At 46.1% G+C, this 23,207-nt stretch carries 25 protein-coding genes and 2 pseudogenes; 18 read left to right on the plus strand and 9 right to left on the minus strand.

The features are described from left to right. Positions 1 to 75 precede the first annotated feature (75 nt). The 4 genes from DESYODRAFT_RS07265 to DESYODRAFT_RS07280 are packed head-to-tail and all read left to right on the plus strand — an operon-like array spanning position 76 to position 4,204. Positions 76 to 300: a MoaD/ThiS family protein gene (locus tag DESYODRAFT_RS07265; RefSeq protein WP_007781302.1), complete on the plus strand. Its 225-nt coding sequence runs from the start codon at positions 76 to 78 to the stop codon at positions 298 to 300. Continuing rightward, positions 301 to 987 (plus strand): HesA/MoeB/ThiF family protein, encoded by a 687-nt coding sequence (locus tag DESYODRAFT_RS07270; RefSeq protein ID WP_007781305.1) that lies wholly within the window; start codon positions 301 to 303, stop codon positions 985 to 987. Between the two features lie 29 nt (positions 988 to 1,016). After that, positions 1,017 to 2,258 (plus strand): molybdopterin molybdotransferase MoeA, encoded by a 1,242-nt coding sequence (locus tag DESYODRAFT_RS07275; protein WP_007781307.1) that lies wholly within the window; start codon positions 1,017 to 1,019, stop codon positions 2,256 to 2,258. Between the two features lie 38 nt (positions 2,259 to 2,296). Further along, positions 2,297 to 4,204 (plus strand): molybdopterin biosynthesis protein, encoded by a 1,908-nt coding sequence (locus DESYODRAFT_RS07280; RefSeq protein WP_007781309.1) that lies wholly within the window; start codon positions 2,297 to 2,299, stop codon positions 4,202 to 4,204. A 66-nt stretch (positions 4,205 to 4,270) separates the two neighbouring features. On the opposite strand, the gene DESYODRAFT_RS07285 is transcribed toward DESYODRAFT_RS07280, so the two are convergent. Further along, positions 4,271 to 6,259 carry a heterodisulfide reductase-related iron-sulfur binding cluster gene (locus DESYODRAFT_RS07285; RefSeq protein ID WP_007781311.1) on the minus strand — a complete coding sequence of 663 codons (1,989 nt, stop codon included), beginning with the start codon at positions 6,257 to 6,259 and terminating at the stop codon, positions 4,271 to 4,273. 490 nt (positions 6,260 to 6,749) lie between these two features. Between DESYODRAFT_RS07285 and DESYODRAFT_RS07290 the strand changes: the two genes are divergently transcribed. Beyond that, positions 6,750 to 7,913, plus strand: a complete 1,164-nt coding sequence (locus tag DESYODRAFT_RS07290; RefSeq protein WP_007781313.1) for an iron-containing alcohol dehydrogenase — start codon at positions 6,750 to 6,752, stop codon at positions 7,911 to 7,913. A 107-nt stretch (positions 7,914 to 8,020) separates the two neighbouring features. On the opposite strand, the gene DESYODRAFT_RS07295 is transcribed toward DESYODRAFT_RS07290, so the two are convergent. Genes DESYODRAFT_RS07295 through DESYODRAFT_RS07310 form a run of 4 tightly spaced genes read right to left on the minus strand, consistent with a single transcriptional unit; the run spans position 8,021 to position 11,326 of the window. Next, positions 8,021 to 8,737, minus strand: coding sequence for an energy-coupling factor ABC transporter ATP-binding protein (locus DESYODRAFT_RS07295; RefSeq protein ID WP_007781314.1), 717 nt, complete (start codon positions 8,735 to 8,737; stop codon positions 8,021 to 8,023). Beyond that, entirely contained in the window at positions 8,737 to 9,438 is a 702-nt protein-coding gene (locus DESYODRAFT_RS07300) for an ABC transporter permease (RefSeq protein WP_007781316.1), read from the minus strand. The genes DESYODRAFT_RS07295 and DESYODRAFT_RS07300 overlap by 1 nt, the downstream gene beginning before the upstream one ends. A 38-nt stretch (positions 9,439 to 9,476) precedes the next feature. Beyond that, complete coding sequence (locus DESYODRAFT_RS07305; protein WP_007781318.1) at positions 9,477 to 10,367, minus strand: ABC transporter substrate-binding protein; 891 nt, start codon at positions 10,365 to 10,367, stop codon at positions 9,477 to 9,479. A 44-nt stretch (positions 10,368 to 10,411) separates the two neighbouring features. Continuing rightward, the gene (locus DESYODRAFT_RS07310) at positions 10,412 to 11,326 is read right to left on the minus strand and encodes a helix-turn-helix transcriptional regulator (protein WP_007781319.1); all 915 of its coding nucleotides are present in this window, start codon (positions 11,324 to 11,326) and stop codon (positions 10,412 to 10,414) included. Between the two features lie 358 nt (positions 11,327 to 11,684). Here DESYODRAFT_RS07310 and DESYODRAFT_RS07315 point away from each other — a divergent pair, with 358 nt between their 5' ends. The 4 genes and pseudogenes from DESYODRAFT_RS07315 (at position 11,685) to DESYODRAFT_RS07325 (ending at position 14,024) form a co-directional block, all read left to right on the plus strand. Further along, positions 11,685 to 12,311: a cysteine peptidase family C39 domain-containing protein gene (locus DESYODRAFT_RS07315; RefSeq protein WP_007781322.1), complete on the plus strand. Its 627-nt coding sequence runs from the start codon at positions 11,685 to 11,687 to the stop codon at positions 12,309 to 12,311. A 12-nt stretch (positions 12,312 to 12,323) separates the two neighbouring features. Beyond that, positions 12,324 to 12,559 (plus strand): annotated as a pseudogene (locus DESYODRAFT_RS29045) (TIGR01777 family oxidoreductase); the annotation flags it as partial. 119 nt (positions 12,560 to 12,678) lie between these two features. Next, positions 12,679 to 13,218 (plus strand): hypothetical protein, encoded by a 540-nt coding sequence (locus DESYODRAFT_RS07320; RefSeq protein ID WP_007781324.1) that lies wholly within the window; start codon positions 12,679 to 12,681, stop codon positions 13,216 to 13,218. A gap of 77 nt (positions 13,219 to 13,295) precedes the next feature. Next, positions 13,296 to 14,024, plus strand: coding sequence for a hypothetical protein (locus DESYODRAFT_RS07325; protein ID WP_007781326.1), 729 nt, complete (start codon positions 13,296 to 13,298; stop codon positions 14,022 to 14,024). Positions 14,025 to 14,193: 169 nt separating this feature from the next. Here the strand turns inward: DESYODRAFT_RS07325 and DESYODRAFT_RS07330 are convergent, their stop codons facing one another. After that, the gene (locus DESYODRAFT_RS07330) at positions 14,194 to 14,709 is read right to left on the minus strand and encodes a DUF4352 domain-containing protein (protein ID WP_007781328.1); all 516 of its coding nucleotides are present in this window, start codon (positions 14,707 to 14,709) and stop codon (positions 14,194 to 14,196) included. 901 nt (positions 14,710 to 15,610) lie between these two features. Between DESYODRAFT_RS07330 and DESYODRAFT_RS26555 the strand changes: the two genes are divergently transcribed. The 8 genes from DESYODRAFT_RS26555 to DESYODRAFT_RS26570 all read left to right on the plus strand — a co-directional run bounded on the left by DESYODRAFT_RS26555 (position 15,611) and on the right by DESYODRAFT_RS26570 (position 21,234). Beyond that, positions 15,611 to 16,621 carry an antirestriction protein ArdA gene (locus DESYODRAFT_RS26555; RefSeq protein WP_052315245.1) on the plus strand — a complete coding sequence of 337 codons (1,011 nt, stop codon included), beginning with the start codon at positions 15,611 to 15,613 and terminating at the stop codon, positions 16,619 to 16,621. Further along, the gene (locus DESYODRAFT_RS26560) at positions 16,594 to 17,049 is read left to right on the plus strand and encodes a hypothetical protein (RefSeq protein ID WP_052315246.1); all 456 of its coding nucleotides are present in this window, start codon (positions 16,594 to 16,596) and stop codon (positions 17,047 to 17,049) included. Before DESYODRAFT_RS26555 ends, DESYODRAFT_RS26560 begins: the two co-directional genes overlap by 28 nt. A gap of 68 nt (positions 17,050 to 17,117) precedes the next feature. Beyond that, positions 17,118 to 17,486 (plus strand): hypothetical protein, encoded by a 369-nt coding sequence (locus DESYODRAFT_RS26565; RefSeq protein WP_157137125.1) that lies wholly within the window; start codon positions 17,118 to 17,120, stop codon positions 17,484 to 17,486. An 88-nt stretch (positions 17,487 to 17,574) separates the two neighbouring features. Continuing rightward, positions 17,575 to 17,778 carry a hypothetical protein gene (locus DESYODRAFT_RS07350; RefSeq protein WP_007781330.1) on the plus strand — a complete coding sequence of 68 codons (204 nt, stop codon included), beginning with the start codon at positions 17,575 to 17,577 and terminating at the stop codon, positions 17,776 to 17,778. 4 nt (positions 17,779 to 17,782) lie between these two features. Further along, entirely contained in the window at positions 17,783 to 18,697 is a 915-nt protein-coding gene (locus tag DESYODRAFT_RS07355; protein WP_007781332.1) for a DNA adenine methylase, read from the plus strand. Between the two features lie 226 nt (positions 18,698 to 18,923). Then, entirely contained in the window at positions 18,924 to 19,172 is a 249-nt protein-coding gene (locus tag DESYODRAFT_RS07360) for a carboxymuconolactone decarboxylase family protein (protein WP_007781334.1), read from the plus strand. 108 nt (positions 19,173 to 19,280) lie between these two features. Beyond that, the gene (locus DESYODRAFT_RS07365; RefSeq protein ID WP_007781335.1) at positions 19,281 to 20,513 is read left to right on the plus strand and encodes an MFS transporter; all 1,233 of its coding nucleotides are present in this window, start codon (positions 19,281 to 19,283) and stop codon (positions 20,511 to 20,513) included. A gap of 178 nt (positions 20,514 to 20,691) precedes the next feature. Next, positions 20,692 to 21,234 (plus strand): RNA polymerase sigma factor, encoded by a 543-nt coding sequence (locus DESYODRAFT_RS26570; protein WP_007781339.1) that lies wholly within the window; start codon positions 20,692 to 20,694, stop codon positions 21,232 to 21,234. Positions 21,235 to 21,485: 251 nt separating this feature from the next. Here the strand turns inward: DESYODRAFT_RS26570 and DESYODRAFT_RS07375 are convergent. The 3 genes and pseudogenes from DESYODRAFT_RS07375 to DESYODRAFT_RS29055 all read right to left on the minus strand — a co-directional run. Continuing rightward, positions 21,486 to 21,902, minus strand: a pseudogene (locus tag DESYODRAFT_RS07375) (arsenical pump-driving ATPase); the annotation flags it as partial. Positions 21,903 to 21,978: 76 nt separating this feature from the next. Continuing rightward, entirely contained in the window at positions 21,979 to 22,413 is a 435-nt protein-coding gene (locus tag DESYODRAFT_RS29050) for a topoisomerase DNA-binding C4 zinc finger domain-containing protein (protein WP_052315248.1), read from the minus strand. Further along, positions 22,413 to 22,931 carry a hypothetical protein gene (locus tag DESYODRAFT_RS29055; RefSeq protein ID WP_242833555.1) on the minus strand — a complete coding sequence of 173 codons (519 nt, stop codon included), beginning with the start codon at positions 22,929 to 22,931 and terminating at the stop codon, positions 22,413 to 22,415. The genes DESYODRAFT_RS29050 and DESYODRAFT_RS29055 overlap by 1 nt, the downstream gene beginning before the upstream one ends. Here DESYODRAFT_RS29055 and DESYODRAFT_RS07390 point away from each other — a divergent pair. Further along, positions 22,912 to 23,196, plus strand: coding sequence for a hypothetical protein (locus DESYODRAFT_RS07390; RefSeq protein ID WP_157137127.1), 285 nt, complete (start codon positions 22,912 to 22,914; stop codon positions 23,194 to 23,196). The genes DESYODRAFT_RS29055 and DESYODRAFT_RS07390 overlap by 20 nt on opposite strands. Positions 23,197 to 23,207 lie beyond the last annotated feature (11 nt).

Raw genomic sequence — 23,207 nt, forward strand, 5'->3', positions numbered from 1 at the left:
GGGGGGCCTTTTTTAAGGTCCCCCATTGAACTTAGGCTTAGGTCAGCCTGCGGATCATTGAAAGGAGGGACCGAAGTGCGTGTGACCATTAAATTATTCGCGACCTTTCGGGATGGCCGGTTTAAGGTTGAGGAGAGGGAACTTACTGAAGGGACGTGTGTTTTGGATATTATTCAGCCACTGAACATTAAACCTGAGGAAATTGCCATTTGCCTTCTTAACGGAAAAGACGCTAAGGAGCATACGGTGTTAAAAGATGGAGATACCCTGGCACTTTTTCCGCCGGTGGGAGGGGGCTGAATGATCTTTGCAGGCCGCTATGTGCGGAATAAAAAGACGTTATCTGATCAGGACCAGCACAAGCTGGCCAATTCTTGTGTCGCTATCGTAGGATGCGGAGGGCTTGGAGGGTATATCGCCGAAGAACTGGCCCGGATAGGGGTTTGCAGATTAGTGCTTATTGACGGCGACCGTCTGGAAGTCAGCAATCTTAACCGTCAGATTATGGCGACCGAACTCAATATCGGGCAGTGGAAAGTGGACGCCGCCCGGGAAAGACTGAGAAGTGTGAATTCGGAAGTGCAAGTGGAGGTCATCAGGGGTTGGTTTGAGGAAGAGAACGGTGCCCAATTATTGCGGGATGCCGACCTGGTGTGTGACGCTCTTGATTCGTTATCAGCGCGCGTCGCCTTGGAGAGAGTCTGTCACCAAATGGAGCGGCCTCTGGTTTATGCCGGTATCGCCGGCTGGTTTGGCCTATTGGGAGTAAGTTTGCCGGGGGATTTCAGTGTTCGGCGCTTATTTGGCCGCGGCGGACAAGGGGTTGAAAGTACCTGGGGAAATCCAGCCTTTACGCCGGCTGCTTTAGCAAGCTTAAGTGTGGCTGAGGCCGTGAAAATCCTGGTGGGACGGCTGCCCTCTCTGCGCCATGCCTGGCTGCAAGTGGATCTGCTCAGTATGGAGTTTGAACGATTTGAGATTCAGTAATATAATGATCGCGAAAGGTGGGATGGAGCATGGGAAACAATAGTGAATTATTTAAAGTAAAAACTTTGGCAGAGGCCATGGATTCATTAAGACCCTATGTTCAGACATTTTATCAGCGCGCCGAAACCATTCCTTTGGCGGATTCCCTGGGACGTATTCTTACTCAGGACATTCCGGCAGCCTGTGCTATACCTCATTTTCGCAAATCAACCATGGACGGCATGGCCGTCCGGGCAATAGATACCTTTGGAGCCAGCGAAAGTATGCCTGCCTTGGTGCAGTGTTATGGAGAAGTACGAATGGGTGAAGCTCCCGGAGAAGCTTTGAGGCAGGGGACGGGAATCTTAATGCCTACTGGGGGAATGCTTCCTGAGGGAGCGGATGCTGTCGTAATGGTTGAACATCTCGAACACTTTGGAGAAGAACTTTATGGAGTCACGAAGTCCGTAGCCCCTGGGGAAAATCTTATCGACATTGGGGAAGATGTCACGGTTGGGGAAGTTATTCTTAAGCAATTTACGCGAATCAGAGCCCAGGAAATGGGGCTGTTGGCGGCCCTTGGGAAAAGCGATGTTTCGGTGCTGCCCCGTTTCCGGGTGGGGATTCTTTCCACCGGGGATGAAATAATACCTCCGGATCAAGAACCTCTGCCGGGTCAGTCAAGGGATATTAACGGGTATACTTTGCTCGGACAGGCCCTGGCGAGCGGTGCCGAAGCCCATTATTATGGGATAGTGCAAGATGACCTTGAAGAACTCCGTACCATCCTGAGCCGAATGCTCAAGGAAAATGATCTGGTTTTACTCTCCGGAGGAAGTTCTGTAGGGACCCGTGACCTGTCCGCCCAGCTGATCGAGGAATTGGGGGAACCCGGAGTGCTGTTTCATGGTCTGGCCCTGAAACCCGGCAAACCGACTATTGGCGGGGTTGCCGACGGCAAGCTTATTTTTGGGCTGCCGGGACACCCGGCCTCAGCTATGGTTGTCTTTGACGCTATCGTTCGCCCGTGGCTGGATGGCTCCCTGTTATCTCCCCGGGTTGATCCTCTTCCTAAAGGGAAGATGACTCAGAATTTATATTCGGGCAGCGGACGCGAAGAGTTTGTACGTGCACGCTTTGTACCCGATGGAGAAGAAGGCCTGCTGGAACCGATTCGAGGAAAATCCGGCTTAATCAGAACTATGGTACTGGCAGATGCTGTAGTGCATATTCCCTTGGATACAGAGGGAATTGAAGCGGGAAAGGAGATACCCTTCAGGCCGTTGAGATAACTAGATAAAATTTCTTGGGAACGGGGAGGCGATGGCAAGTGGAACGCCAAATATATCTGGAAAACAGGGCTTGGCAAGAGGGGCTGGCTTTGATGATGGACAAGCTCGCTGAGCGCTGTGTACCTAAAAATGAGTTTGTGGATGTGCGCTCAGCCCTGCACAGAATTACCGGCACAATCATTCGTGCCAAAAGAAGTTCACCGCATTTCGCGGCCTCGGCCATGGACGGCTATGCAATTCGGGCCAGGGATACTCACGGGATTTCGGAGCGGGAGCCCCGCTGGTTAGAACTGGGTGTTCAGGCAATTCAAGTTGATACCGGGGACCCAATTCCTGAGGGAATGGACGCCGTCGTCATGATCGAAGAAGTCCTGGAATTGAGTGAGAGGGGAATCCTGCTTCAGTCCCCCGTCGTTCCCTGGAATCATGTCCGGCCGGTAGGGGAGGACATCGTGGAAGGGGAAGTGCTGCTTCCCATTCATCATCGTATTCGCCCCCAGGACCAGGGAGCACTGCTGGCGGCCGGGGTATTGGAAGTCGAGGTCCGGGTTAAGCCGCGGGTGGGGATCATGCCGACGGGCGACGAAATCCGTCCGCCGGAGGCCGCACTTCAGGTAGGGGATATTGTGGATAGTAATTCTACGGTGCTGGCTTCTTTAGTAGAGGAATGGGGCGGAACGGCAACTGTTTCGCCGATCATCCCGGATCAGCCGAAACTGCTGGAGGAAGCAATACTCAAGATGGCTGCCTCGGAGGATATTCTGATAATCATCGCCGGATCGTCACAAGGACGGGATGATTACACAGCTCAGATGGTGCAGAAGTTTGGAACTCTTTATTCGCATGGAGTCGCCATTAAGCCCGGTAAACCCGTGGTCTTAGGAGAGGTTCAAGGAAAGCCGGCCATCGGCATCCCCGGTTACCCGGTATCCGCCTATTTGACGGCTCATTTGTTCTTAGAGCCCTGGGTGAAGCATTTGCAAGGTCTAAGCAGAGACTCACAGGCTTCTCTGGATACCGTCATTAGCAAAAAAGTCTTTTCTTCTTTAGGCAGTGAAGAATTTGTGCGGGTTAAAGTAGGAAGAGTCGGAGAACGTTGGGTGGCCGCTCCGTTGAGCCGGGGTGCAGGCGTGACTATGAGTCTGGTGCGGGCAGATGGCATCCTGAGGGTTCCGCGCTTGCAGGAAGGGTTTCATGAGGGTGAAACCGTACCTGTTGAACTCTTGCGGCCGGTTTCGGAGTTGGAAGATACTCTCGTCTGCATAGGTTCTCATGATCTGACCTTAGATGTGCTAAGCAGCCATATGAAGGCCAGGGGCGGGCAGGGAGGCATAGCCTCGGCTCATGTAGGAAGTCTGGCCGGGATTCTGTCCCTGCGCAAAGGGGAAGCACATTGCGCTGGGATTCACCTCCTTGATCCGGAGACAGGGGAGTATAACCGGTCCTATTTGCAGCGGTTTTTACCGGGCAGAGAGGTGGCTTTGCTGAATTTAGTCTATAGAACCCAGGTTTTGATTGTACCGAAAGGAAACCCCCTGAATATTAAGACTCTTGAAGATTTAGTAAAACCGGGGGTCCGGTTTATTAATCGTCAGGGCGGGTCCGGTACGCGGGTGCTTTTAGATTACCTGCTCCAAAAGCAAGGCATCAACCAAGGGGAAATCCTGGGGTATGACCGGGAGGAATTTACTCACTTGGCAATTGCCGTAGCGGTCGCCTCGGGAGCGGCCGATGTCGGGCTGGGTATTCAAAGTGCTGCGGAAGCTCTGGGGCTGGATTATGTGCTGGTTGGGGAGGAACGATATGATCTGGCTATTCCCCGGGAATATCTGGACGAACCCCGCATGAAAGCCATGATTTCCGTTGTTCAAAGTAAAGCCTTCCAAGAAGATGTGCTGGCTCTTGGCGGATATGACGTCCGGGAGACAGGAAAGTTCCTGGTTTAAATAGCCTGAAGACCCTGAGACAGACTTCAATAAGCTGCTTCAGGGTCTTTTTATCTATCTCTTTATCTATGCCTGTAGTGCCTTATACACAATTTCCGCAATATCCAGGCTTTCAATATCTGAGTCGGAACAGCTTAAGGTTTCAGCCAAGGTTTTTAAACATAAAGAACAGGCGCTGGCCAGGATATCCGGCTTATTTTTTGAGGCATAGGCGACCAGCCGCCGGCCGATTAAATGCTCCTGGGGATTTTCCAGCCAGATTCGCCCTCCGCCTGCCCCGCAGCAAAAGGCTCTGGAGTAATTGTTTTTCATCTCAATTAATTGGAGTCCCGGAATCGAGGTTAAAAGATCTCTGGGCGCCTGATAAATATTATTGTATCTGCCTAAATAACAGGGGTCATGATAGTTGACTCTGAGATTCTTCGTCGGCTTCGGTTCAAGCTTGCCGGATTTAATGAGTGCCAGGATAAACTCAGAATGATGCAGCACTTGGTAATGTCCGCCGAACTGCGGATAATCATTTTTAAGCGTATGATAGCAATGGGGACAATGAGTGACTATGGTTTTGAATTGATATTGGTTTAAATTCCTGATAGTTTCCAGAGCTAACTGTTGAAAAAGCGTTTCGTTGCCAAGACGTCTTACTGAATCTCCGCAACATTTTTCCTCTCTGCCTAAGACTGCGTAATTGACGCCTGCTTTCTCGAAGAGTTTGAACATTACCTGAGAGACATTCTGGTTTCGGGTTTCATAAGAACCTAAGCACCCTACCCAGTAGAGGATATCTGTCGGTTGGTTCTTATTAAGCAAAGGGGCTTGTGATTCTCCGGACAGATAGTACTTGCTGTCTAAACTTAATCCCCAGGGATTCCCGCTTTCCGAGATGTTCTTAAAGACCCGCTGAAGCTCCGGCGGATAGCTGGGGTCGTCGGGACGCAGGGCTCTTCGCATATCGACGATTCTTTTAATATGCTCTATTTGGATGGGGCATTTGTCTTCACAGAGTCCGCAGGTAGTACAAGACATTAAGGTCTCTTTTGAGATTACCTTATCAAGAATAGAGGGGTCAAAATCCTTGCCTTTAGGCCTTAAAAATAAAGTCTTTGCCTGGGAGTGTCTTTTTAAATCCTGGATGATAACATTCGGTGATAAAGGAGCTCCGCAGATATTAGCGGGGCAGCCTTTCTGGCACCTCTTGCAGGAAATGCAGGCATCTAATTCAAGAAGCTGCTTCTTAGTGAAATCTTCAAGGCGGGCAGCGCCCGGATTGCTTACTTCTTTGGATAGCCGGCTGACTGGGGTCAACCCTCCGATTGGAGAAGAAGATTTAAAAAAAATGGCCAGTGAAGAAGCAATCATGTGAAACAAATTGGAGTAAGGGATGTAGGCAATAAAGCCAAAGACCAGCAACATATGAAAATACCATAACCAAGTATGAACAGTCAGGGCTGACAGCTCAGACAAGCCGGATAGTTGAGCGGCCGCGGAAAACAACAAACCAACGGGTGACCACCAAGCCCAGGGGTCATGAGTGGCATAAATTCTCAGGCCTTCTAAAACATAACCCGTAAAGAGAATTGAAAAAATGAGAATCAGTAAAAAAGCATTATCAAAGGTGTAATCTTCATGATCCGGCTTATCAATATACCGCTTATAGGCAGCCATTCCAATGCCAATCATAGCCCAGAGGCCAAATAAATCCATCAATAAGCTGAGGATCAGATAGAATCGACCGTAAAATAAGGGGAATCCGAAATGCTCCTGGATGGCAATCACTAATGTTCCAAGCGTTAAAATAACAAAGCCATAAAAAATCCCTAAATGCATAAACCGGCGAAACGTTCCTTTGAAAATCTTCGTGTCGTGGTTGATTAGGTCAGATAAAAACCTAATGAACCGCGGACCCAGGTCATTATAACTAACGGGTCGTCCTTTTGACCAATTCCTAATCTTCTTGCCAAGACCTTGTATAAAAATCACCATGGACAGTAAGGCTAAAAGATACATAAGGCCTTTTCCGCCGGTATTCCAAAACAGCTCTCTAGTCGCTTCCATAGATGAGCCTCCGTTAATTCTCTATAGTTCTAACCAATCAAAGCACCATCCCAAATCATGGGAGGTGCTTTTCAGGGGAACTTAGTTTCAGCTAATTTGGGCAAACCATCTCTTACTTGCATACTATCCTATTCTTAATAGGAGGTCAAGCTAAGGTTATATTCTAACTAATATTTAATTTCACAAATCTTAGCTGCAAAATTAAGTTTCAAATTATACCTCGTTGATAGTTTAAATTTTCACGAATATCCAAAAAGTGTTCCAAAATTTAACGCTGTTCCATTGCAAAGTGAATCAAATTAGAGCAAAAAAACTGAGTAGATTAAATTTACAGATAAATATAATCTTATAAATTTAGAAGTAGATCATAAAGAATTATAGGAATAGCAAGGTTTGTGAATTTTATTACTAAAATTTTCAGAATTTTGGCATGGATATTGCAATTATAAATATGCAACATTATATAATAAACATTTGGGAGGAAAGAAAAATGTCAATTATTCATCAAGTGTATGGGTATTACATGCCTACAGTTAACCTAATGGGTGCCGGAGCAGCACAAGAAACTGGCAAACAAGCAAAATTACTGGGTGGAGAAAAAGTTCTGCTGGTGACCGACGCCTTTCTCGAAAAAATAGGAATGGCCCAAGAAATTGCTGATATCATCGAAAAAGAAGGCGTCAAAGTTGTAATTTTTGGTGGTGCTGAACCAAATCCGACGGATAAAAACGTGCATGATGGATATGACATTTATACGAAAGAAGGATGTAACCTGATCGTTTCCGTAGGCGGAGGATCTTCCCATGATTGCGCCAAAGGGATTGGCCTGGTGGCAGGTAATGGCGGAAGAATTAATGATTATGAAGGGGTCGATAAATCTCCATTGCCGATGGCTCCAATGATTGCCATTAACACGACGGCCGGTACAGCCGCTGAAATGACAAGATTCTGTATTATCACGGATGCTGAGCGACATATAAAAATGGCTATTGTTGACTGGCATGTAACCCCGAATGTTTCGATTAATGATCCTTTGTTAATGATGAAACAACCGCCCAGCTTAACTGCCGCTACCGGGATGGATGCTCTTACTCATGCTGTCGAGGCTTATGTTTCCACAGCTGCCACGCCGGTGACTGATTCGGCTGCCTTAATGGCGTTTAAACTTATCCCCAGATATCTGCGCCGTGCTGTAGCAAATGGCGATGATTTTGAGGCTCGTGACAAGATGGCTTATGCACAATTATTGGCTGGTATGGCGTTTAATAATGCGAGCTTAGGTTATGTTCATGCGATGGCACATCAATTAGGCGGATTCTATAATTTGCCTCATGGTGTCTGTAACGCGATCCTTCTTCCCCACGTTTGTCGCTTCAATATGATCGGTAATCTCGATCGTTTTGCTGAGATTGCTGAGGCAATGGGAGAAAATATTGATGGACTTTCGGTCAGAGAAGCTGCAGAAAAATGCTTAACCGCCATCGCCACATTGTCCGCTGATGTCGGAATTCCTTCCGGGTTAAATGAATTGAATGTTAAAGAAGAAGACTTAACTGTGATGGCCACCAATGCGAAATTAGATGCTTGTCAATTAACTAATCCTCGTACTGCCACACTTGAACAAGTGATTCAAATCTATAAGAACGCAATGTAACATAGAGTGTCCAAGGATAATTTAAAAGCTGCCTGAACCGAGAGAGAGTAAGACCGGCAAACTAATGGCTGATCTTACTCTCTATTTTTTTCTATGCCTTAACCTACTCAGAACGTAAAGTGAGCGAGAAAACGGGTGACATCTTCTTGCTGAGGATTTTTTAGCAGTTCAGCAGGAGCACCTTCCGCCGCGACTTGCCCATGGAGCAGAATCACAGCCCGGTTGGCTAAATGAGCTATATCTTTAAAATCATGGCTTACTAAGACGGTGGTAGTTTGGGTGGATTTAAAAACTTTGGCCAGGTCGACCCGGAGTCCCTCTTTGGTGGGAGCATCCAGGGCAGAAAAGGGTTCATCCAGAAACAAAACGTCCGGTTCAATGGCAAAGGCCCGTGCTAAACTGACCCGCTGGGCTTCTCCGCCTGAGAGAGAGCGTGCCGACTGCTTAGCAAGATGGCTTACTCCAAATTGCTCCAGCCAATAGTCTGCTCGTTTTTTGATAGTTGCTCCGGAGACACCGCGAAGTTTTAAGCCGACAGCCACATTGTCAAAAACACGGGTATTTAGTAAGAGGGACTCCTGAAAGACAATAGCGATTTTTCGCCGAATAGCGAGGGGGACGTTTTTAGGTACGGGTTGGTCTTGAAAAAAGAGCTGTCCGGAGGATGGAGTCTCTAAAAAAGCCAGGATTTTCAACAAACTGCTTTTGCCGGATCCATTCGGACCGATGAGACCAGCACATTCTCCCGGCAACAAATGGAAATTTATACTCTGTAAAATAGTTTTATGATCCTGTACCCAAGTAATCTCCTGAGCTTTGAGCATTAAGAGCCTCCTTGTTGTTTCTGTTGAAGTAAAGTTAAGCATAAGGTGGCCCCATAGGCTAAGAGGCATAAAATTATACTTAAGGCAATGGCAATGTCAAAGTTGCCTTTCGAGACCTCCAGGACAGTTGCCGTGGTAAGTACTCGGGTCTGTCCTTTAATATTTCCTCCGACAGCCATTGATGCCCCGATCTCAGAGACAATAGCGCCGAATCCGGCAATAATGGCGGCCAAAAGAGCAAAACGGATTTCCCTGAGAAGCAGCCCGATATATTGCAGACGGGTAGCCCCCAGCGCCCGGATTTGAAGTCTTAGTTTTGGATCCGTTTGTTGAAGAGCGGCACAGGTCAAGGCGGCGATAATAGGAGAGGCAATAATAGCTTGGGCAATGATAATGGCGGTTGGAGTATAGATGATGTTTAAGAAACCAAAAGGGCCGGAGCGCCAAAGAAAGATGGAAACCCATAAGCCAACGACTACCGGAGGCAAACCCATCCCGGTGTTGACGATGCTTAGAATAAAGCGCCGTCCCGGGAAGGGTTTGAGAGCTAGGAGTGTACCAAAGGGAATTCCGATGAGGAGGCTGATTAGTGTTCCGGCACCGGAAATTTTGAGGGTTAGCCAGGTAATTTCCAAAACTTCGGGATCTCCGGTCAACAGGAGGTGAATGGCTGCTCGGATTCCTTCCCAAATCATTTCCACTTAAGCGACAGTTCCTTCCTTACGTTGAATAATGTGTTTTACTTGCCCAGGTCCTCCATTTTTTTGCCGGCATCAGGAAAGAAGAGGGCCTGGCCATATTTGTCTTTGCCAAAGGTACCGATCAGTGTCTGAGTGTCCGGACTTGTCATAAAATCCACAAAAGCTTTAGCTCCATCGGCATTTACTTTAGGAAACTTTTCAGGATTAACTTGCATGACGTGATAAATATTTAAGAGGGACGCATCTCCTTGAAGCAGGATCTCAAGGGTTAAGTTTTTCTGAGTCGCCAGGAAGGTTGCCCGGTCTGTTAAGGTATATCCCTCTTTCTCAGAAGTCACGGTGAGGGTCTGTCCCATGCCCTGCCCGGTTGCTTGATATTTATCTTCAGAAGGTTTAACAGCAGCTTGGGTCCATAAAGCTTTTTCCATTTTGTCGGTTCCGGAATCATCCCCGCGGGAGACAAAGATTGAGGAACTGGCAGCTATAGCTTTTAAGGCGTCTGTCGTTGTTTTTGTCTCTTTAACTTTAGCAGGATCAGCAGCAGGGCCTACGATAATGAAATCGTTATGCATAACAAGTTGGTAGTTGATGGCGGTTTGGTTGTCAACTAATTTTTTTTCCGAGGCGGGAGCATGTACTAATAGTACATCTGCATCCCCTTTTTCCCCCATGGCTAAAGCAGCTCCTGTACCTACAGCAACTGTTTTGACCTTATAGCCCGTATTTTGTTCGAAAACAGGGATAAGGGCATCGAGCAGACCACTGTCTTGGGTACTTGTGGTGGTAGCTAAAATCAAGTCGGGGTTTGCAGGTTTTGGAGGTTCAGATGTTTGAGGTGCCGGAGTTGTTTTTCCGCACCCTACGGCGAGTATCATAAGGGCAATAATAAGGAGTGCGAAACTAGAATTAATGTAATGTCTAATCTTCATTTAATGTCATTTCCTTTCGCCTTATTAATTAAGTAACTTCATTATTAAGTTTTTAAAATTATGCTGCCTGTTAAAGAGGTATCATACCCTTGCTGTTGGTTAATAGCCTGAATGAATCCCGGGGAATTTAAAACTTCCTGCAGTCGTTGCCAAACAGGAGATTTAGCGGTTTTCCCTAAACAGACGAGATCATAGCGCTCATTAAATAGAGGGATAAAACCCAGGCCAAGCCTTTGGGCCGCTGATTTTACTCCGAGGCCGGCATCGGCCTGTCCACTCGCTACGAGGCAAGCAACTCCGGAGTGGGTGGTTTCTTCATGTTCATAGCCTAAAATCCGGCCGGGAGAAATCTTAGCAGATTTAAGAAAAGCATCAAGGCGCAGACGGGTTCCGGATCCTTTTTGCCGGTTGATAAATTGCAAACCTTCTATTGAAATGTCGGCCCAGGTCCGGATATTAAAAGGATTGCCGGGGGCAACGATGAACCCTTGTTCCCGTTGAACTAAATTCACGATACAAAAGGATTCCCCGGGAAGAACATGCTTGACAAAGGAGATATTATAGTCTTTGGAGGATTCATCCCAAAGATGTACTCCCGAAATATCCGCTTCTCGGCGATAGAGGGCAATAAGTCCATCCATACTCCCTTTAAATGATAGAGAAGACTCGACAGGTATTGCAGAATGCCTGAGAAACTCAAAAAGCAGTTCGACGACAGGATCGTGACTTCCAATAAAGCGAAGCATTGGCAAAGCAGGTGAATTATGAGATGTAGTTGACTGTGCAGTGGGACTGTCAGCTGTTCCGTGTAGGTATTTCTGTAGAACAGCCGGGTTAATGCGAAGTTGTCGGCCTATGTGGTGGGCTGGTATCTCGCCGCGTTTAACAAGCTCATAAAGGGTGTATGTTGAAACTTTCAGGATTTTAGCAGCTTCGGCAGCCGTTAAGGTTTCACTCATTAATTCACCTCCGTTCGTCTGAATTAAGTTTAAAATAGTTATACCGGCTAGTCAATATAGATGTTTGAAACTGCTTGGTTTAACTTGGTCGGGTTAGATCTTTAGAGATCTGGTACCTCTTATTCTCCCTCGTTCACAATGTACCTGTGGTTTTTGTTATTGTCCATATCATATCACCTGCCAAAGGGTTGTTCAGTAATATTGTGCCCATTTATATCCACCCGGAAGGTGGAATCGGTAAGGATGTTGAATTACCAAGTATATCGGTATTTGCATTCCCAGGGATGGACCATTTTTTGCGTGATGGATAATTAAGGAGACTTAGAAAACAACCAGAAGCGAAAGCTTGGAGGCTGATATGAGATTAAAAAAGAAAAAGGGCATAAAATGGCTGTTGGTAGGTATACTGTTTTTGCTCCTGGCTGGAATCATTCATGTTCTGACACCTTTTCCGACCAAAGAATTGACAGCGGAGGACAAGTTGCCCACTCAATTTGCGGTACCCATCAATACCGGATTTGAACGCCAGGGAAAAAGTCAGTGTGCGGCATTTTCCACTGCTTTTGTTCTAAGAAATCTGGGTCAAAACCTTGGGGGAGCGGAGGTCTATGCGGACATTCCTTATAAAATTCCGGTTTCAGGCTATGTTTTGCCCAAGGGAATCATAACCTATCTTCGCTCTCAGGGATATCAGCCGGCTATTTATCAAGGAGATCTCAATTCTTTAAAGACGAGGCTTGTGCAGGGGAATAAGCCGCTGATCGTTCTGGTGGGTAATGGACTATTCTGGCAGCACTATATGACATTGGTAGGTTATGACGATGTTAAACAGGAGTTGTATTTTTTTGATTCCGGCAGGGATGGGGATGAAAATGCCGACCTTTCAGGGAATAGGACAATGACAGAGGATTATTTCCAAACATGGTGGAGCAACGGTTTGCCTGTTTTTAATCATATTTTCATAACAACGGAGAAAAGCCTTTGAGACTGGGACCACAGCGGTGAGTCCATCGGTAATCGCCGCTGGAGTGAGTCAGTGAAGCAGGAGATCGTGAACAGCAGGATTAAGAGTACGTGCTCGCTTGTTACGGCCATTAATGAGGGATAATAAAGCCGAAGGTTTTCCTTAACGCCTCAGCGGTAGGATACTATGGGCCTCACCAGGACGAAGTGATAACCGAGAGTGAGGCTCCGGGAGAAGATTTTCCGGCTGAAGTTTGCCGGAAGTGGGAAGCTTTTTCGAAGTGGCTGGTGACTATTTCGAACGTTAAGCTGAAATTATGAAATTAAGACAGAAGAAACTCGCCTCGGTTTCCGTCTATATTAAGAAATGACGTGAAAAGGGTGAGGAAATGAAACGAAGGCTTTTTATAGGGCTGATTATTATGACGGCGGTCATTACCGGGTTGCTTGCCGGCTGCAGTTCGGCTGAGGAAAATGCCAATAATGAGGGCAATAAAGTTTTTGATCAAAAAGTCAGTGCCGATGAAAGAAAGCGAATGGATTTATACCTGGCCGTGATGGAAGGTGCCTTTCGAGAGGAGAATGGCGGCAACGGATTTATTGCCGTAAAATTAGATACCTTGGCCGGGCTGGGTGATGAGGCAAAATCAGAGGTGTTAAATAAGTTAAAGAGTCTGTCCGAGAATGTCTACGGCTTTGATAAAGATAAGATCGATAATAGCCACTTTGAAGTTGATGCTGACGGCAGGTTAATAAGAACCTTGGACGGTTCCTTGTTGTGGGTAGAAATAAAGGAATATGATGAGGATAAGGCGAAAATAACCGGAGTATCCTGGTTTGGAAATACAGGAGCGGTTTTTCCCAGCTATGAGGCAGTATTTACAGGCGGAAAGTGGCAGCTCAACTTAATTAGTATGGCTATATCTTAACAATAACTATTTCTGGGTTTTTCGGAATTAAAGCTCAGGTGTTTTCCCAAGGCAGGATTTTTATAAGGGGTTTTGAGATGAACAAATCCAGCAAATATTTCCTATTGGTTATGGCATTATGTGCGTTGCTGATATCCATTCTGCCTGGGGCAGCTTTGGCAAATTCTGCGGAGCCGCCGTCACTGGTTATTCTTATCAATAATCCGCCGGATGATCTTTCGATTGTAATGGTATCTAACGACAATAAACCTGAAGCCTCGGTGCGGAGGGCTGCCTGGGAAGGGTATTACGTTTTCTACTCCCGGGATATGCAGGCCGGTGATAACTACAGGTTCAAGGTCCCAGCGGAGGGGAACAGTTTTGAATGCAGTCTGGATACTCCCCTGGCGGGTTACAATAACGTCTTCACTTTAGATTTAGGGGAACAAAAGCTTACCCTCGGCCAATATCCTTTTCGCCGGGGGATTTTGGTGTCAATCAGGGTGGTGCTTACCCTGATGATAGAAGGGGCTGTCTTTTGGCTGTTTGGCTTTAGAAGCGGGAGAAGCTGGCTGATCTTTCTGGCTGTCAATCTGGTGACCCAAGGGGCCTTGAATATTTGGCTGAATTATGGGGGTTCGCTGCTGCCCAGTTATTTGCTGATCAATCTGATCGTTGGCGAGTTCTTTGTCTTTGCGGCTGAACTTATAGGCCTTGCTTATCTCATCCGGGAACATTCCCCCTGCCGGGTCAGGATTTATGTTGTTGCGGCCAATGTTCTGAGCTTAATAGCCGGCGGCTATATTATTTCGGTTTTGCCTGTCTAAATGACGAGTTCGTAAATCCTTTGTTCTGTAGATAATATTGGATTGTGACGGAAGGCAGCATCCTTTTTATAGGGTGCGAGAAGAAAGGGATTTTATTTTTCCGGAAAATTTATCAGGTTGATGTTGAAGTTCGGGAGTTTGAGAAACTGCTCGGGCTGCGGCCGGAATTCTATGGGGTTACTAAATTGATCAGGGCTATTTCTGCTGAAGGATCAAATTCATCATTTGTGTTCTTTAATATATTCATAATAAAATATTTGTGGTTAGATTGGGCTTCATAGGAAAATTCGCCTTGAATAGTTCCTCCTGCCAGGATAGTCTGATTTAAATTTGTAGTAGATAAAGGAATTGGGATAGAATCTTTCTTAGCACCGATAACCACAAAATGGAGATTGACATTAAAACTATAATCCTTTTTCGTGGAATTCTTAATTGTTACAGATACATGGACTGTTTTCTTGCCAGTTCCTAAAATATAGGCTAAAGTCCCACCAGAATAGGCATCGGATTTAGTCTGGTTAATAGTATATTCCAGGTTATCAACGGTCACAGTATCACCAATCTTACTACTTCCATCGCCGGTATTTATCGGTGTATATGGAGCAATAAATGTGGGATAAATAACAAATTGCATCATCCCAATTGCTGCGACCAATATTATCCAGTTGATTAATTTTCTTTTCATATTTATAGTGCCCCCTTCGGGTAGTTGCTTCATTAATAATTCAACTTTTGCAGCTCCAATCAGTGTTCTAGTCAAACCCACTATACCAAATAAAAGAGGTGTTTTCTATTGGCCTTACTAATTATAAAACGAACTATTCTCTCCAAGTGCGTGGCTCTAATTGAGTAAAAAATGCATTCGCATCTAAAATAAAAACGCTGTCTTTTCTAATATTTAGGTCGAAGGTATATCAAGAAAAGGAGATTGAGGATATACGCATTATTTTAGTGCGAATGTGTAGTGAACATAAAATTCCTGGGGGGTTCGCACCGCGAAGCGTGTGAGAATTTACTGAAATATGTAGAGACTATTAGGGAATGGCTGGGTTTTTGGTGAACAACGGAATAAAATAGGGTAAGACTATCTGAAATAAGACGGTTTTTATTAGTTTTTGCTGTCGCTCTCTACACGGGAGCGTGGATTGAAATCGGGCATGGAGTATCGCGGAACGCCAGGTACCTATGTCGCTCTCTACACGGGAGCGTGGATTGAAATTGTAACAACTCCACTAGAAAGAAGATCCGTAATAGCCGCTCTCTACATGGGAGCATGGATATCCTTTTAAAAGCACAGCACGTTGAGAGTACAATAATGATGACGTCTAGTGGCCAAAGGGGCAAATAAGACGGTTCAGACACCATATATAGCGTTTGGGGAGCAAAAAACAGGCAAAAATGGGGGCCAAAAAACGCATTTTTTGGCCTCTATTTTTAGCCCATTTTATAGATGACATCAGCTCCATCGCAAACAACTGAATATAGAAAACACAGCAAAAGGAGCGGGCATATTTTCGCAACGAAGATATGCCCGTTTTTTTATGCCTTTTTTAAGAACTCAATAAAAAATAATTGGAGGAACCAACATGTTAAAAGTATTTCTGACCAGGGGTAACCAAGGGCAAGGTGTCTGGCTTGACCTGCCCACATCTCCCGCAGAGATGGGCGAAGTCCATGCAGTACTGGATGGCATTGACTCAGAAAACCTGAACACTCGCATATCGGCAACCATATCTTCCGTTTCCAACTTGAAAAGGTACATTCATGAAGATGATTCCCTTGCACAGTTAGATACCCTGGCAACGGTGATTAATAAAATGTCCGATAGGGATGCGGCCATCTTCTCCGCCGCGCTGGACTTGGAATCGGTGAATGGGATTGAAGATCTTATGAGAATTACAGGCAATCTGCAAAGTTATAAATTCTTTCAGGATGTCACTACTCCGAGAGAGCTGGGCATCTACCTTGTGGAAAGCGGTGACATTGATATTCATGATAGCGCGTGGCCCTATCTGGATTATGAAAAGGTGGCAGCGGTATACGAGTCCAACCATGGCGGAGCATATACTCTCCTTGGATATGTGGTGAAAAACGATAGCAATCCTACTCAAACCATTTCAGAAGAAGAACAAATTGGCGGAGGTACTCTCAAAGAAAAGGACTACAGAGTGTGCCCGTCAGTGGGGATTATCGACAGCGAATTGTGGCGAGCTGTGACCGCTAGGTTAAGAGCATCTTTTTCCGATGAGGAAACAGCCAAGCCTCGGGATTTTGTGATCGGTCAAAATGCAGATGGCCGAAGTGAAGTAGCCGGGCAGCGTCCCATCAAAACACAGGACGATGAAACCTCCGTCAGCTTCTGGAACAGTGGCAAGCACGTTCTTAAGTCCGAGCAGGAGCTGAAACCACACACGGCCCCTGATCCCAGAAGCAATATGCAAATACAGCTTGGTCCCGCCGATGACAAAGAATATATTTTCAAGCTTAATGTTTATCTTGGCGCATCAGTACTATGGATGAGTATGAAAGGATCGCCTTTGCCGGATGCGTCATCAAGGGCGATGAAAGAATGGGAATGCGTGACCTTATCAATCTGACCTACAATTTAGGCGAGGTCCATGTGATTTCGGCAAGGAATGACCGTGAACTTGGAGAGTTCTACGTATACAACGACTTCATTGATGCAATCAACCATATACCTCCTGAATATCAAGAAGAGATGCTGGAACTATTGGATTACGAGAAAATCGGCCGTCGTGAGAGGGAAGCGGAGGGCGGTATTTATTACAAGGGATGCTATGTAGTAAAAGGGTCCGGAGGTTGGAATGAAGTTTATGATGGTACTCATCTGCCTGATCTGCCGGAGGAGCCTCCCTATGTTTTAAAGCTCCGGCTTATGGATGCCGCCTTAACTCCCGCTGTTCCTGATTTCGAGCATACCGTATCGCTTCTTCTGCCGGCTGCTGAAAAAGAAATCATTGTGGCCATAGAACAGCTAGGCGTGAGTCTCTTGAGGAGTGTGTGATTTGTCAATGTGAGAGTCCCTTCCCTTCTTTGGAGTATGCCCTTTCTCTCAGTGAGGATATCGATAAAATGAATTTGCTCGCAGAACGCATTCGTGAGCTGGAGCATAGGGGTGAATTTCCGAAGTTTAAAGCCGTGTTTGAAATTGCTTATGGCAAAGGCATCGATTATGTGCTTGACCTTACCCAAAACCTTGACTGCTTTGACTTTTATCCAGAGCTATCCTCCTTGGAGGATTATGCAATGCAGAAATTCCTGAATCGTTATCAGATACCCGAAGATGCTCCTGAGCTAAAGCTCATTGACTTTTTCCGCTCCGGTTTCAAATGGATGCGGGAAACCAATGTCCACGCAACAGACTATGGCGTCATTTGTCGTAACGACCGGGAGATGATGCTGGAGTATTCCAATTCACAGCTTGGTCAGCAGATGCTGTAGCCCATACAACTCAATTAAAGAACGAGAAGGCGCTGTCTTTACAAAAAAGGCAGCGCCTTTTTTGTTTTTCCGAGAAAGGAGCTGAATCATGAACCATGATGTAACCCCAGAAGCAAGAACCAGCGAAGGAACGATTGGTCCGCCCAACAAATGCACCGTGCCCCAGCCCCAAAATCCTGCCTGCTGTGAGGGCTGCTCCTATCCCAGTGTCGGTTTTATCTGCTGGAGTCCTGGCGGCTCCTGCCTGAAAACCGAAGTGGAGAAAATCAGCCGCCGAAGCGAAGGCAGGTGATGGAATGAACAGCATCATCAGCTGGGTAGGCGGTAAGAAAGCCCTACGGGATCTGATCTATCAGCGCATGCCCAAAGAATTTGAACGGTACATTGAGGTGTTCGGCAGCGGTGGCTGGGTGATCTTTGGCAAACCGCCCAACACACCTATGGAAGTCTACAACGATTTTAATTCTGACCTGGCCAACCTGTTCCGCTGTGTCCGTGACCGTCCCCTGGCTTTCTTAAAGGAACTGAACTTCTTTCCTCTCAATGGCCGTGATGAATTCAGTGTCCTGAAAAAATATCTGGAGAAGGATGAATTCACCAACCCGTACCTGCAGGAGGAACTGGAGCTTGCCGAGCGGCATCTTTCAGAACTGCAGTTTGAGGAAATCAAGCCGATCCTTTTGGAAAACGCTCAGATGAACGACGTCAAACGCGCTGCCGCCTTTTATAAACTGATCCGTTACAGCTACGGCAGCGGTTACACCAGTTACAGCTGCCAGCCTTTTGATATCCGGAAAACATTCCATCTGCTCTGGCAGGGAAGCCGGAGACTCAAGAATACGGTGATCGAGAACAAAGACTTTGCAGAACTCATTCGCCAGTACGACCGGGAGAGCGCCTTCATCTATTGTGATCCTCCCTATTACCAGACGGAAGGTCATTACGCTGTGGAATTCAAGAAAGAAGATCACGCCAGGCTGCGGGATACCTTGGCCGGCTGCCAGGGGAAATGGCTGCTCAGCTACAATGATTGCGAGTTCATCAGGGAATTGTATCAGGACTTCAGCATCGAGGCGGTCAGCCGCATCAATAACCTGGCCCAGCGCTACGAGAACGGCAGTGAATATGCTGAAGTCCTGATTTCCAATTATGACACCGGAGAGCGGATCCGGGATATGCCATCCCAAATCAATCTTTTCGATGCCGACTAGTTATTTGACTAGCAACTCTAACCCCATTCTGGGGGTCAATTTTAAGGAGGAAATCTCTATGAAGATTATTGGAATGAAAGCTGTCGTAGATAACGAAGGGCGGATCATCCTTCCAGCCGGAATGTAACAAAAGCTGCATTCCTCTGTTCTTTTTATGGATCAGTTTTTGGGGTGTATCCTTTTAATTTCTATTTCGTCTATAAGGGTAAAAGGAGGTGTATTGAAAATGAGCTTTGATGTTAAAACAGTTGAGCTGATTGCCATAGGCGCTTCTGTGGCAGCAAATTGTCATCCCTGTATCCAGACCCATGTCAATAAGGGTTTAAAGGCTGGACTTACAGAAGAGGAAATCAAAGAGGCGATTGAAGTCGGAAGAACAGTGAGAAGCGGGGCAGCTAACAGTATGGATAAACTGGTTTCAAACCCTGCGGAGCTTATTGCCAACCCGGCAAAAAGCAGCGGCAAATGTTGCTAGATCACTTGAGACCAATGAAAGCAAATTGTTCTGCAGATTCTGTCCGCATGGCTGGAGTATTTCAGTCATGCGGATACTGGATGATTTCTAAAAGAAAGAAGAAAGAGCATGAAGGATAATAAACGGACTTTTGCAGCATCACCTCTCATGATGTTGATATGCGGCAGTATTATATTAGCCCTGGCTTTGGGCTTCCGGCAAAGCTTTGGGATTTTCTTAAAACCTATGACCGGCGATTTGGGATACGGTAGGGAGACGTTCTCTTTGGCATTGGCACTACAGAATTTGGTTTGGGGAATTACTCAGCCTTTTACAGGCTGGATTGCCGACAAATATGGAACCAGTAAGGCTTTGCTGATTGGAGCCTTAGCTTATGTACTGGGACTGGCATTTATGGCCTACTCTTCAACTGGTGTAGGGCTAACCCTCAGCGCTGGGGTGCTGATCGGGATAGGACTGGGCGGAAGCAGCTTTGCGGTTATTTTTGGCGCACTGGGCCGGGCATTTGAAGCGAGAAGAAGGAGTCTGGTGCTGGGTATTGCAGGAATGGGTGCATCCTTTGGTATGTTCGTGGTTCCCCCTTCTGCACAGTCATTGATCAACTCTTTTGGCTGGTTTAAGACGATCATTATACTGGCCATGACCTGTATCCTAATGTTCGTGCTCTCCATAGGGCTGATTGAGGAGAAGAAGCCGCTTCAGGAAAAAAGGGATACAGGCTCAGCATTGAGTGAGGCATTTAAGCATCGGGATTTCTGGTTATTAGGTATTGGGTTTGCCGTTTGCGGTTTTCAGGTTGTTTTTATGCTTACGCACTTAGCGGCCTATGTTCAAGACCAGGGACTTACGCAAACCGTTGCGGTAAACGCCTTGGCGATCATTGGGTTTACTAATATGCTTGGTTCTTTACTGGCCGGATATTTGGGAGGCAAGTTTCCCAAACCTTATTTGCTCAGCGCCATCTTTTTTCTCCGGGCAATAATTATCCTGATATTTATCTTAACGCCGATCAGTCAAACTACGGTGTATCTGTTCTCAGGTGCGATTGGGCTGATCTGGCTGGGAACGGTACCTCTGACCAATGGGACTTTAGCGACTATCTTTGGGGTCAAATACCTTTCCACCCTTTCGGGCCTAATCTTTGTCATGCATCAGATCGGCAGCTTTGCCGGAGGCTGGTTGGGGGGAGTGCTGTTCGATCGGACCGGCTCATATCAGGCGATCTGGATAACGGCAATACTTTTGAGTTTTGTTGCTGCACTCAGTTATTTGCCAGTTAAAGAAAGACCAATCTCGGAGCTGAAAACAGAGAGTCAGCAAAGCAATGAGGCTAATGCATAAGCAACTGGTGCTGGAGTTAATGGAACGTCATGAATTCATAAAGCTCAAAAATGTGATGACCCAAAAGATGGTAGCCTACAAGCTCTATATGATACAATTGAGAAAATAACTAATGCCCACAGGTAAAAGTTTGGATGAGTAGGACCTGAGCTTCTGAGAAGAGTAGGAGTGAGATCCAATGAGCATGCAGGACCCCAAGGTTACAGAGCTTTATCAAGAGAATTACCCCAAGGTTTTTTCATTTCTGTTAAATGCCACAAATGATCCTGTTCTTACTGAGGATCTGGTTCAGGAGACTTTTATCAGAGCGCTGAATAAGCTGGATACGTTCCGACATGAAGCCAGCATCATCGTTTGGTTAAACAGAATTGGCTACAATTTGTTTCTGGATCACGTGCGGAAGAAAAATCCCATTTTGATCGATGACTTTGAGGGGCAAGTGATTACGGAAGACAGCTCTGCTGAAGAAGTAGAACAAAAACTGATGTCGGAATGTATTAGAAGCAAAATCCAGCTGTTACGTGAAAATTACCGCACTCCTTTGTATCTGGATATCAATGGCTATAGCAATCAGGAAATCGCAGAAATCCTTAATTGTTCCCTGGACAATGCCAAAATCCGATTACACCGTGCCAAGAAAAAGATCAAAGAGATTCTGGATGATGATTGCAATATGTACTATGATGAAAGAAATGTTCTATGCTGCTCTCAAAAGAAGTAGGGAGCAGGTCGCTGAAATATAAAATAATTTAATATGATGAAGAGTAGAAAGTGAAAGGCGGCCGTTGGGCCGCTTTCATCATTTTTAAATACATCTGACCCAGACACCCGGGTAACTCTCCCTGCAGCTCTATGTCAGAGTATTGATGGTGGATATGCAAAAAGAGACCGTTTCCGGTCTCATAACAAAGAGGAAGCATTGGTTGTAGTTTACAGACTGAGCAGTTTATCTCCTTTAATCTCATCAGCACTTCAGGCAATAACTGCAAAGTGCCCGTTTGAATGCTCAGCGACTTTGTTGATCCACTTAACTTCATGGCCGGCTTTGGCTGACAACAGCTGATTGCTGGTACCGGTCCGGTAAAGGGAAGAATTGATCAGCCACCACTTTGTTGCAATTCCCGCTCGCTGCAAATCCTCTTCGATATAGGTGATATCCGCCTCAGACATGGTTTCCCGGGCTTTGGCCAGAACCTCTTCCTGATACTTGGCCAGTTCAGCCTGTTCATCGATATGGCTCATGGTGATACCACTGCTCTCATCAAGCACGAATTTGAGATGGGCGGAGGGATCAGTGGTGGTCAGGTGGACCTTTTTGCCCGTACGATCAAGATCCTCGATCACATCGTTGAGCGGGGGAATTTGCTCAGTCCGGATTGTTTCGTTGTTAGTGCTCTTTGGTTTCACTTGGAACGAAAGAGTGCTTTAGTTTGTATAGAGGATCAAAATCAAAACGCTCTTATCATCACTGACGTTTTCTAATCCGCTCAGTCAAATAGTTATAGGCAGTTTTGAGTGACATAGTATTGCCTTGTAGGCTGTGACAATAGGGGCAATTATTTGCCACATACTCGCCATCAAATTTCTTGCTGAACCTCGAATATATTTCTTGGTACTTAGAGGAAAGATACTCATCCAATGTATCAACAATACTCAGCCGAATGATGCTTAAATCCAGTTTTTGAGCCAGTTCAGGCTGATCCAACAGAAGATCAAGATGGGGAAAGTAGCTGCGAAGTTTTATCGGTTTCCCACATTTCCAGCAGGGCTGTTCGACCTCATAGATACGAATTCCTTGCTCCTTAAACCAGGCATATGTTTGCTCTTCAATGGTCTTCGTGCTTCGGCATCGGGGAAAATTGCTGCAGCCGAAGAAAGCGCCATGCGTCCCGTGCCTCACTACATAGTGCCCGTCACACAGTTCGCATGATAAATTCTTGGATGGAGCGGCGGCAGATGGGTGCATTTCTTCAAAAGGATCGTCATAATGCTCTGGATCAAACATGTGATTGAGCAAGGCGCCGCTACGTCTTTATCGGTTATTGCGTGGTATTGAATAGTATAAGGTACTTGAGCTTTTGAATGACTCCGCTCCTCAATCCCAAATTTCTTTAAATAGGCTTCATGTTCTCCGGGAAGGAGGAAGTCCAAAGGCTTGTCCACAAAAATATAATCGTCCTGTCCCTGTTGTGCTAAAGGTATGTACTTCATTTCAATGAGATGTTTTTTGCAGTTCTCAATGACATTTTGATAATCATGGTCGGGTTGGCTATTATAAAAACCTTCATAAACTATGTTTCTTATCCGATAATTGCTTACCTCTCTGGCTGGACAGGCATTACTTTGATGCTTAGAGCTGCTTTTGGCCAAGGAGTTATGCCGGCAGATGGGGCGTCCTGTGACAGCAGAACAGCTCATTAAAAAACTGCAGTCCAGCTACCGTCCCCATGTGGACAGGGGGTGGCTGCGCACCCGGATGGAGGATATACGACGGGATCTAACAGATATAGACCGTATCGCACATAAGCCTGGAATTCGGGGAGTGGAAGATCAGCGGTACCTTGCCAGTTCCTATCTTCGTCTTGCTTTGGACTGTGTTGGGACGAGGATGTTCATTGAACGGGAACCACAGGTTATGCTGCCGAAACAAGATCAAACCCGAAATTTAACCATGACAATGTAAGGGGGAGCACC

Source organism: Desulfosporosinus youngiae DSM 17734 (assembly GCF_000244895.1).
Lineage (GTDB): Bacteria > Bacillota > Desulfitobacteriia > Desulfitobacteriales > Desulfitobacteriaceae > Desulfosporosinus > Desulfosporosinus youngiae.